Origin of the sequence: Fictibacillus nanhaiensis (assembly GCF_049537595.1) — a bacterium.
GTDB lineage: Bacteria > Bacillota > Bacilli > Bacillales > Fictibacillaceae > Fictibacillus > Fictibacillus nanhaiensis_F.
On the sequence record NZ_JBMULM010000001.1, the window covers coordinates 2,193,482 to 2,203,829 of the forward strand.

7 protein-coding genes are annotated in these 10,348 nt (G+C 38.4%); 3 read left to right on the forward strand and 4 right to left on the reverse strand.

What is annotated here, in order from left to right:
• Both ACOZ9X_RS11100 and ACOZ9X_RS11105 read right to left on the reverse strand, forming a co-directional pair.
• Positions 1–1,065 (reverse strand): efflux RND transporter periplasmic adaptor subunit, encoded by a 1,065-nt coding sequence (locus ACOZ9X_RS11100; protein ID WP_423418164.1) that lies wholly within the window; start codon positions 1,063–1,065, stop codon positions 1–3.
• 15 nt (positions 1,066–1,080) lie between these two features.
• Positions 1,081–1,752, reverse strand: a complete 672-nt coding sequence (locus tag ACOZ9X_RS11105) for a hypothetical protein (RefSeq protein WP_423418165.1) — start codon at positions 1,750–1,752, stop codon at positions 1,081–1,083.
• Between the two features lie 237 nt (positions 1,753–1,989).
• Between ACOZ9X_RS11105 and ACOZ9X_RS11110 the strand changes: the two genes are divergently transcribed.
• The 3 genes from ACOZ9X_RS11110 to ACOZ9X_RS11120 are packed head-to-tail and all read left to right on the forward strand — an operon-like array spanning position 1,990 to position 5,725.
• Positions 1,990–3,507 carry a spore germination protein gene (locus ACOZ9X_RS11110; RefSeq protein ID WP_423418275.1) on the forward strand — a complete coding sequence of 506 codons (1,518 nt, stop codon included), beginning with the start codon at positions 1,990–1,992 and terminating at the stop codon, positions 3,505–3,507.
• Complete coding sequence (locus tag ACOZ9X_RS11115; protein WP_423418166.1) at positions 3,504–4,601, forward strand: GerAB/ArcD/ProY family transporter; 1,098 nt, start codon at positions 3,504–3,506, stop codon at positions 4,599–4,601. The genes ACOZ9X_RS11110 and ACOZ9X_RS11115 overlap by 4 nt, the downstream gene beginning before the upstream one ends.
• A complete protein-coding gene (locus ACOZ9X_RS11120) occupies positions 4,598–5,725 on the forward strand; it encodes a Ger(x)C family spore germination protein (protein WP_423418167.1) in 1,128 nt (375 codons plus the stop codon). The genes ACOZ9X_RS11115 and ACOZ9X_RS11120 overlap by 4 nt, the downstream gene beginning before the upstream one ends.
• A gap of 38 nt (positions 5,726–5,763) precedes the next feature.
• Here the strand turns inward: ACOZ9X_RS11120 and ACOZ9X_RS11125 are convergent, their stop codons facing one another.
• Both ACOZ9X_RS11125 and ACOZ9X_RS11130 read right to left on the reverse strand, forming a co-directional pair.
• The gene (locus tag ACOZ9X_RS11125; protein WP_423418168.1) at positions 5,764–9,165 is read right to left on the reverse strand and encodes an AAA family ATPase; all 3,402 of its coding nucleotides are present in this window, start codon (positions 9,163–9,165) and stop codon (positions 5,764–5,766) included.
• On the reverse strand, positions 9,162–10,343 hold the full coding sequence (locus tag ACOZ9X_RS11130; RefSeq protein WP_423418276.1) for a metallophosphoesterase family protein: 1,182 nt from the start codon (positions 10,341–10,343) through the stop codon (positions 9,162–9,164). The genes ACOZ9X_RS11125 and ACOZ9X_RS11130 overlap by 4 nt, the downstream gene beginning before the upstream one ends.
• Between the last annotated feature and the right edge of the window lie 5 nt (positions 10,344–10,348).

Below are 10,348 nucleotides of genomic sequence, written 5' to 3' on the forward strand. Positions count from 1 at the left end.
TCATTTCTTTAAGACCGGCTGCCCTGAAACAAATACAGGCGAAGGATCCAGCACGATAACCTGACCCTTTTTAAGTCCTTTTGTGATCTGCACGTTACCCTTTTGCTCTAGACCAGTTGAAACGGCATACTTATACAATTTGTTCTTAACGATCGTTAACACATACGTTTTCCCATCGTCTTTTAAGATGGCTTGCTTAGGAACGCTAGTTGCTTTTTCTGCAAGTTTTTCTGTTACGATGATTTGAGCAGTTTGTCCTTCAACCCAAGACGCTTCATCCTCAACGAGAACGGTTAACTTAAAATTATTCTGATCAGCTGGTAAAACAGTTTGAACAGTACCCTTCAACAGCTTTTCACCGATTTGAACTGTGTCTCCTGTTTTCACGAGTGAAGCCATTTTTTGGTCGATATTACTGAGTAGTTCAAAGTTTCCTTGCCCTACAATAGTCAGAAGCGACTCGTCATCACCAACACCGTTTAATTCTGACACGATACCATCAGCTGGACTTTTCACACTAAGATCATCAAGCTGCTTTTCTAGATCAGATATTTCATCCGATAAGACGGAGCTTTCGTTTTCAGCTAAATCATTTTGCAACTCAGCTTCAGCTAATTTCTCTTGAAGAAGCACTTTAGCATCTTTGCTGTCTTTTTCTTCATCAAAATCTGAGAGTTCACTTTTCCATTCATCTATCTGTCCGGAATAATGACTGCTTCGAACATCAGCTGCTTCTTTGTCTCGCTTCAAATCGCGAAGTTCTTTTTCGATCTCTGCGTTTTCATATGTAATTAACGTTTGACCAGAAGTAACCGTATCACCCTTTGAAACCATTACTTCCTTTATTGAACCAAGTGAAGCATTTTCATAAATTTCAAAGGTGTTCTTTGATTGAGCGACACCTGTTGTTTCGTGTTTCTTAATAAAATCTTTTTGTAAAGATAGACCGGTTTTAACTCTTGGAGCTTCAACAGCGGCAGATTCTTGTTTATCAAAAATCACGATGTTCATTACAAGCAGGAGGACAACCATAATAGCTGCTGCAACCCATTTCAGTTTATTCATAAGCGTTTCTCCCCCTTAAACCAACTGTCCACTAACTAATGCAGCGTATAGTGATGATAATAGAATGAACATCACGACAAATCCAATCGTAACAACAAGGCAGTATTTCTTTTCCTTAAACGATAATTGTCGAAGTGCATAATACATAACTACTGAACCCCAGATGGTAAATATATTGATGCTGTTTAATAGTTCTTGCCAAAACCCATGTTTAAAGAACAACACACCTACAAAACCGAACCCTAACGGCTGAACAACTTCTTCAGCACCTGTTACAAACTGAACCGGAAGTTCAAAGAGTAATCCGAGAATAAATAGAAGATATACCGTTGTCATTACATAAAAGAGTGCTTTATATCCAATATCTCGGAAGAAAATATATAAAAAAAGAGCTCCTGTATTTATTATTAAGAACGGAACGATCATACCCCATGCACCGCCTACTAAAGCGATGAGATATCGTAACAACTCAAGTTCCATTCCACTTAGTTTCGCACCCTCTATAAAAGAAATCGTTTTGAACGAAGGAAACGCTGCAAAAAATGAAAGTGCATGCAACAATCCGCTAGTGACTAAAATAGCAAAAAAACGAATCCAAAAACCCTCTTTATCTTTCCACTCATTATAAAACGCAAAATATGTATTCGGCTTTGTTAAAGCAGGAATAAATTGTGCTCTTCCTGTCATGGTGCCGCCCCCTTCTCTCTTTATCTCTGTCTATGTTATCACAATTTTTTACTCATAATGACAATTTCTGACTCATTTTTGAAAAATAGTACCTTATCCGTATAAATACGTTGAGGTAGCAAAAACTAAACCAAATTATTGCGAATCGGGATGATGTTCATCATGACTTTCTTTAAAAAACCAAAAAAATTACTAGAACAAAAAAACACCCCAAACGAAGGTCAAACTCAAGGGTCTATTTCCTCTCAAAGTAATTCTAATACAAGCTCTCACTCAGAGCATGATGCAAACATTAACCAAAATCAGTCGATGGATGGTCTGCTAAAAGACATTGAAGAGAGCTTTTCTTCTTCCGAAGACTTGATGACTCATTGGGTAGAGATGCCTGCTGATAAAAGCAAAGTGGCATTAATTTTCTTGGACTCCATTATTGATAAACAGAAACTTCAAGATTTGATATTGAATCCTCTATTTGAATTGGACAAAGATATTGATCTACATACATTCGAAAAAGTGATCAACATTGACTTTAAGAAACAAACAGACTTTTCTCAGATTCAAGAATTACTCTTACAATCTTACACTTTAATATTTACGAAGGATACAACCTGCTATTTTTCGGTATTCACTCCAATTAAAACAGAACGCGATATTAAAGAACCTGATAACGAGGCCGTTATTCGTGGATCTCATGAAGGATTTATAGAGAGTATGTCAACAAATATCGCTCTCATTCGTAAGCGTCTTAAAAGTCCTAAGCTTGTAGTGAAGTATCTGCAAGTCGGAAAAGAAACACACACAAATGTTGCAATGCTTTATATGTCAGATATTGCAAACCCGGATGTGCTTCATGAGGTTGAAAGAAGAATAAATGCTATAGAAGCAGATGCTGTTATGACTCCAGGAAATATTGAAGAGAGTATTGAAGATAAGACATTTAGTCTATTTCCACAAACGTTGAGTACAGAGCGGCCTGACCGTGTGGCTGCAAATCTGATGGAAGGAAGAGTAGCTCTTCTGTACGATAGCTCACCGACGGTAAACCTTGCACCTGTAAACTTCTTTGTTTTCTATCAAACACCAGATGATTATAACAAACGTTGGATGTTAGGAAGTTTTTATCGACTAATTCGTTTGTTCAGCTTTTACATTGCAATTGGTCTACCAGCGTTTTATATTGCAATTGTTTCTTTTCATTTCGAAGTTATTCCATCCGCTCTCATACTCTTAATGAAAAGCTCACTTGAAAACATTCCTTATCCACCACTTTTTGAGGCATTAGTGATGGAACTCACGATTGAATTAATTCGTGAAGCCGCTATTCGTTTGCCAACGAGGATTGGTTCCACGATCGCTATCGTTGGAGGCTTAGTAATTGGTGATGCGGTTGTTAAAGCAGGACTTATCTCAAACCTAATGATCATCGTTGTTGCGACAACAGCGATTGCGGCTTATACAGTACCTTCGAATGAGATGAGTTTAGCTGTTCGTTTATTGCGTTTTCCATTCATGGTAGCAGCTGCAACATTTGGTTTCTTAGGTATCGTGTTCGGGTTAATTCTCATGTTCTTTCATCTTTGTCGTTTATACTCATTTGGCACACCATACTTTGCACCGGTCGCACCATTTAAAATAGGAGATTTAAAAGATACGATCATTCGTTTACCTTTTTTCAAGATGAACTCTCGTCCTAGTGACATCAAACCAATCAAAAAAGATGAAGATAATCATACAAGAAAGTGGGAGAAGTCATGAATAGCAGCCATACGATTACTCATAGACAGCTGTTTTTTATTATTACTCAATCCCAAATCGGCGTTGGTGTCCTTTCACTTCCTTATACTTTATTCGCAAAAGCAAAAACAGACGGCTGGATTTCCCTGCTATTAGCAGGTCTTTTTATTCAGGTATCCATACTTGCGATATGGAAACTATGCGAGATGTATCCAAAGCAGACGATTTTTGATTTTATGCCTAAGATCGTGGGGACTAAGTTAGGAGTAGTTCTAAATACCTTATTCGTTGTTCACTTGTTCTCTGTATGTGTCGTTATTCTAATCCTTTATAACAGCATCGTATCTAAATGGATATTTTTTCATACACCACGTTTAGTCGTCATATCCATTTTAGCTCTTACTTGCGTCTATTGCATTACCTGTACAGCTCGTGAGATCGCCAGGTTTTTGATGTTAGTCTCTCCATTACTTATTGTGTTGTTTATCTTTGTGGCATATGCCTATACAGATGTTCACCTTCTGTATGCTTTTCCAGTAGGTGCATCCGGTATCAAAACGATATTCTCAGGGTCTTCTGATGCTTTAATCTCTTTACTTGGCTTTGATACAGCGCTCGTATTTTTAGCTTATACGCAAGGAAGATCGAACAGTAAATTAAAAGTAATTTCATATGCTTCATTATGTGTTACCCTTCTCTATTGTTTTGTCACATTTACTACGTATATCTTTTTTAATCCTGTAGAAATTGCAATTGTTCCAGAACCAGTGCTGTATATGTTAAAAGCTTTCTCATTCAAAATTTTAGAGAGAACAGACCTTATCTTCCTATCCATTTGGATTGTATTCGTTACAACTTCTCTTATTAGTTATCTGTTCTTTACAGCCAAAGGCGTCCAGTCACTATTTAAACTGAAACATCATAAATCTGCTGCACCTTATGTAGGAATTATTTGTGCATTGATCGCTTCAATTCCTGCGAGTAAATTAGATGTTCAACTGTGGTCCAAGTTGATAGGTATGTCAGCATTATACTGTTCTGCGCTCTTTCCTATCTTCTTATTGCTGATTGCCGTAATCAGAAAGAAAAAAGATAAAGGAGCGGTTTCAACATGAGGGGTGTAAAGTTCATTTCTCTTTTTTCTAGCCTTTTATTATTAACGGGATGTTGGGATCAGGCTCAACTAAACGAAACAAAACTAGTCAGGGCAGCAGGGTTTGATTATTTAAAGAATGGAAAAATAAGAAATAGTGCTTCGATTCCACAATACGTTAATACGGATACAGGTGCTGGGCCAGTGAATAATCAAGTTTTTTTTGCTACAGGTAACACTGCTCGGCAAAGCAGAATTAAATTAGATCGAAAAGTATCAGAACAAGTTGAAGCATCTAAAAACTTAATCGTAGTTCTAGGGGAAGATGCTGCAAAAAAAGACATCTATCATATTTTGGATGTTTTTTATCGAGATCCTAAATCCGCTCTAAATGCAAGGATTGCTGTAGCAAAAGGAAAAGCTTCTGATGTGATCAATTCAAAATTTAAAGAAACAGAAACGACAATGGGTATCGGCCAGTACTTGAACGAATCCGTTCGATCAGCAGAAAAATCTTCTATCGTACCTTCAGAAAACATCCAAACGATATGTCCTGTCATGTTTGATCCAGGGCAAGACTTTGCTCTGCCCTATCTTGTTCCAGAAAAAAATGATGTATCTGTCAATGGCGTTGCAGTATTTCATGGATATAAGATGGTTGGTAATATTTTTGGTGCTCAAGGAGTTATGTATACGTTACTAACCGGGAAACAAAAGCACCTTTCCATGTCACTGACAAAAAAAATTACTAACAAATATAAAGACAGGATTATGAATTATGTTTCAATTAAAGTTAAAAAGAATAAACGAACATTTGACGTGAACGTTTCCCCAGATGAAAAGATATCAGCTCATATTAAGTTAGATATGAAAGTAGTAATTACTGAGTATCCAAGGGATAACCTCACTACTAAAAAGAAAATCCAAAGTATTGAACAAGCACTTTCAAAGACGCTAACAAAGGATGCAAATGCCGTTCTTAAAGATTTGCAAGACATGAACAGCGATACATTTGGAGTAGGCAGAAAACTCATTGCGTTTCATAATCCTACATGGAAAAAATTAGATTGGAACAAAGAGTATCCGAATATTGATTATACGGCTTCCGTAAATGTAAAAGTGATAGGTCATGGCATAATTGAATAGTAAAAGGATGCAAGGCTAAGCCTTGCATCCTTTTCTATTTACACCTGATCTAATCTAACACGTGTTCCCCTGCCAGAGTGCTCAGCAGGTTCTACGATCAATCGTTTCGTTAATCTAGCTTTTAGTTCTGGTACATGAGATATAACACCGATCGAAAAATTTTCCATTCTTACTTTTTCTAACGCGGTTACAACTGTATCTAACAGCTCTTGATCAAGTGTGCCGAATCCTTCATCTAGGAAGAAAAACTGAAGAGGAAACTTCCCTCTTAGCTGAATTTGAGCAGAAAGTGATAGCGCAAGTGCAAGGGATGTTAAAAATGTCTCTCCCCCAGATAATGAGGTAACAGGGCGTTTGATCCCTCCGTTGGCATCATCACGAATAACAAAACCACCCGCTGAATCTACTTCAATCGCATAACGTCCACGAGTAAGTTTAGCGAGCCTGCCAGACGCATCGCGTGTTACAAGATGCAATTGCTCTTCAGCCATGAATTCAACAAAAGCATTTCCACGGAATACACCTTGAAGTTTACCTAATTGCTCTAGTAAATGAGTGGCCTTTTGCTTTTCCGATTCCAGTTCATTGTAACGTGCATGATTCTTCTCGATCATCATATACCTTTGTCGAGCTTCTCCAACTGCTTCATGCGTAAGGTTCATTTCTAGTTTGAGACTCTGCAGCTGACATTTGGCCGATTCAACATGTTGAACAGATAAGATCTCCTCAGGAAGCTTTTCTTTTATCGCATCTAATGCCATAGCATTTGACTTACAGCGATCTTGATATTCCGCTAACTGCTTTTCCCATTCCATCTGAACGTGCTCATCTTTTAAATAGTTTTCAAAGTCTTCATAGGATTGGAAATCTGACTTACTTAACTGTTTGTTCCATTCTTGCGTTGCTTTTTCTACTCTGGATTCAGCATCATTCTTCCTTTGAACAGAGGAATGATATACTTTATCACTCTCTACGTACTGCTTTTTAGCATTTTCATATTCTTGTTCGGAATGAATGAATGCTGTCTTCAGACTCTGCAACGCACCTTGAACATCTTCAAGAACTCTTTGAGCTTTTTGATCGCCTACTCTGTTATATAACTTTTCTTTACTATCTTGAATTTCTTTTTGCAGCATTTCGTGTTGTTTAGAAGAGACCGATAAACTCGTCTTCAACTCAGATTTTTGCTCTTTGGCGGATTCCATTTTTTTCGTTTGTGTTTCTAGAAATTCTTCTGCAATATTTAAACTTTTTACGATTTCCGTTTGGCGACTCTCTTTTTGTTGAAATCGTTCTAGTTGCTCTTTAAGCTCCTCTGATGAAAAGGGAATCTCTGCTTGCTCCCATTCCGATTGAATATGATCTATCTTTTTCGATATCAAAAGGAGTTGTTGTTTTAATTTGTTAGTTGTTTCATCATTATTTTCAAACGAAATAGAAATTCGTTCATATTGTTTTTGATCATCTTCTAATTTGGATAATAACTTCAGCATGCGTTCTTCAATCAAGAGCTTATCTTGCTTAATCCCTTTTACTCTTGCTTCATGATCCTTTAACTGTTCCAAAGAAAATGCGCTGATTCCTTCTTTCTCTACTGTGATCGTGCTTTGATCTGATGCTGCAGTTTCAGCTTCAGCAAGATTAAGTTTTTTCCATAGCGTTTGGGAATCCTTTTCAAGTCCTTCACTTAGGTGTTTCAGCTCATGATAATTTTCCTTCAAACGTTCCATCGCTTCTTCTAATTCGTGAATACGCTCGTTATCATGTCCAACATTTGCATGCATTTGGTTCGGTGATGGATGGATTGTTGAACCGCATACCGAGCATGGTTCGTTCTCTTTTAATTCTGCAGAAAGCTGTGCAGCCAAATGACTGATCCTTATTTTTTCTTGTTCGTTTTTCCATTCACGCAGTTTATCCATCGAAGCTTTTGAGATCTTTTCATTTGTACGCAGAACTTCAGACACTTCTTCATACATTTGCAGAATATCTTTCAGCACTTTCTTTCCTGCATCATATCTTTTAACGATTGTTGAACTGATCTGTTTTTTTGCTTTTTCTGCAGAAATCATTTCAGCTTCTGAAACGGAGATTTCTTTTTGTATCTTTTTCTCTTCATCACGAACATCTTCTAATCGTTGATTAAGTAGAATAGCTTGTTGATATAAACGGCGATCATTTTGTGTGATTTCAATTTGAGATAATTCTTTCTTTAGCGCAGATTGTTTATCTTTCCCACGCTTAAGAACTTGCGTGGCATCATACTCAGCTCTTTCGCATTCTTCGTACAATGTCATCAATTGTTTATGCTTTTCCGTTTCGTTCTGCAAAATCTGATTTTTTCTTTCAAGATCCTTTTCCCAGTCAACTGCTTCTTTTAAGCCACTTCTTTTTTCGATTAGAACAGGCTCTTCCTCGTTGATCGCCTTCTTGGCTGCTTCATATTTCTCTTCTAGCTCTTCAACATTGGTTTGAAGTTTTTCAGTCTGCTTCTTCAGTTGCTCTTGCTCTTCCTGTAACTTTTTCTCATCTGCAAGTGATTGCTTCCACTCGTTTGCATAAGGAGCTATTTTGTCTGCATAGATAGCTTTCTTTAAATCCTCTTGAACACGTTTCATAGGGATTTCCTGTTTGTTCAGTTCGTTTTTCTCTTCGATCAGCTTTTCATATTGAACTTGAGCATCCCAATACGCCTCAAGCGTTTTGAGATTCTCTTCTTCTTCTTTGTATTGTTTTGATACTTTTTCTAACGTTTTTTCATTTTCCTTTAGATGAACGGCTGCTTGTTCTAATGCTTCAAAAGAGGCTTCGCCTAGACCTGTTTGTTCAGCTGTAATCTCATTCAGACGATTTTTTTGTTCATCTGAACGTTTCTTTAGCTTTTGATTTAATTGATCTCCGTACTTTTCAAGCTGGAACAGACGTTGCAGCATCTGTCTTCGATCAGCACCTTTAAGGGATAAGAATTCAGCGAATTTGCCTTGAGGCAGTACGACAGCTCGCGTAAAATCATCGATTGTCAGTCCGATCAGCTCTTGAACAAGACGTGTTACATCTCGTTCTTTGTCGGCATGGACGATAGATTCACTATTTACCACCTCAATTAATCGACAAGTACTTGTTCGGATGGAATGTTCGCCACTTCGTTTAAAGTTGCGCTCCACACTGTATTCTTTTTGCTGAAGACCTTCACCGATCTGAAACGTAAACGAAACAGACAGTTTGTCTTCAGCTTGATTCATGATTCCATGTGTTCCACCAGCCGCTCGTTCTACCTTTCCGTATAAGGCTAGTGTCACAGCGTCTAGAATCGTGGACTTCCCGCTTCCAGTCGGTCCAAATATACCGAAGACTCCGCCAGAACAGAGTTCATGAAAAGGAACGGATTGCGCTTCTCGAAAACTTTGTAAGCCTGAAACGGTTAATGCTATAGGTCTCATTCTCGTTCCTCTCCTTCTGTTCCCTCTTCTCCAACAAGATCAAGAAATAAGGAGATCAACTCATCGTCTGGCATCGCTCCCCCTGTCTGTCGCTTATAAAACGTTGTAAACAGTTCATCAACAGGCAGTTTTTGAGCAGATACAGAGATTTGTTCTCCGGACTTTTCTTGATACACAGGTTTGATATGAACAATGCCATCATGTGATTTTCTAAGTCGTTGAATTTCTTCCATCGAAAGTGCATCATCTACATGTATGGATAGATCAATCCAGCAATTCTGATGCAAACCATCTTGAATTCCTTGAAGCACCTCTTGGACGCCATTTTGTGCTTCCCATGCTACTAGTGGTTTTCCCGAAGTTAGATGAAGCTCTTCAACTTCTGCAATACCGTTTGGTTCAACGTCAATAATGGACACAGATTTTGCTTGTCCACTTTCAGAGAAACTATAAGATAGTGGAGAACCTGAATACCTTGCATCTGTTTTTGCTCGTTTGATTCGTTGTGGACGATGCAGATGGCCTAATGCCACGTATTGAGCTGCACTCGGAAGACTTTCTGCAGCTACCGTATACGCACCACCTATGTGAACAGGTCGTTCAGAATCGGTTTCCTTGCTTCCAGCGACATAAAGATGACTCATGGCAACATGCACGTTTCCTGGCGTAAAGTGAGAGGTGATCTTTTTAAAATACGAGTCCACCCAATCATCATATTGAGTTCTCACATCTAATTCTTCAGCAGATTCACTTAGTAGTACTTTTAACCTTGATTCAGAAGGGTACGGCAGAGCAGCGATTTCTAAAATCTCTCCCGTTCTCTTAATCGGAACACGCTGAAGTTCTAACGTTGGCAGTCCTACAAGTGTGATGCCCAGTTCTCTTAACAGAGGAAAAGAGGCTGCTAGTCTTTCAGGATGATCATGATTTCCCGCAATCGCGATGAACGGACATTCTCCGTTTCTATTAAGCCGTGATAGTGCATCATAAAACATTTGCTCTGCCGCAGCTGGAGGGTTTACCGTATCAAATACATCTCCTGCCATCAGAACAGCATCTATTTGCTCTCGTCGTACGATCTCAACAAGTTCGTCTAGAAAATCTTGTTGCTCCTGAAGTCTGCTGCGTCCTTCCAATGAGCGCCCAAGATGCCAGTCAGCTGTATGAAGTAATCGCATCATAT

What these genes read in the sequence shown, in the direction of transcription:
- ACOZ9X_RS11100 (WP_423418164.1), bottom strand. Translation starts at nt 1,065, where the DNA reads ATGAATAAACTGAAATGGGTTGCAGCAGCTATTATGGTTGTCCTCCTG.
- ACOZ9X_RS11105 (WP_423418165.1), bottom strand. Translation starts at nt 1,752, where the DNA reads ATGACAGGAAGAGCACAATTTATTCCTGCTTTAACAAAGCCGAATACA.
- ACOZ9X_RS11115 (WP_423418166.1), top strand. Translation starts at nt 3,504, where the DNA reads ATGAATAGCAGCCATACGATTACTCATAGACAGCTGTTTTTTATTATT.
- ACOZ9X_RS11120 (WP_423418167.1), top strand. Translation starts at nt 4,598, where the DNA reads ATGAGGGGTGTAAAGTTCATTTCTCTTTTTTCTAGCCTTTTATTATTA.
- ACOZ9X_RS11125 (WP_423418168.1), bottom strand. Translation starts at nt 9,165, where the DNA reads ATGAGACCTATAGCATTAACCGTTTCAGGCTTACAAAGTTTTCGAGAA.
- ACOZ9X_RS11130 (WP_423418276.1), bottom strand. Translation starts at nt 10,343, where the DNA reads ATGCGATTACTTCATACAGCTGACTGGCATCTTGGGCGCTCATTGGAA.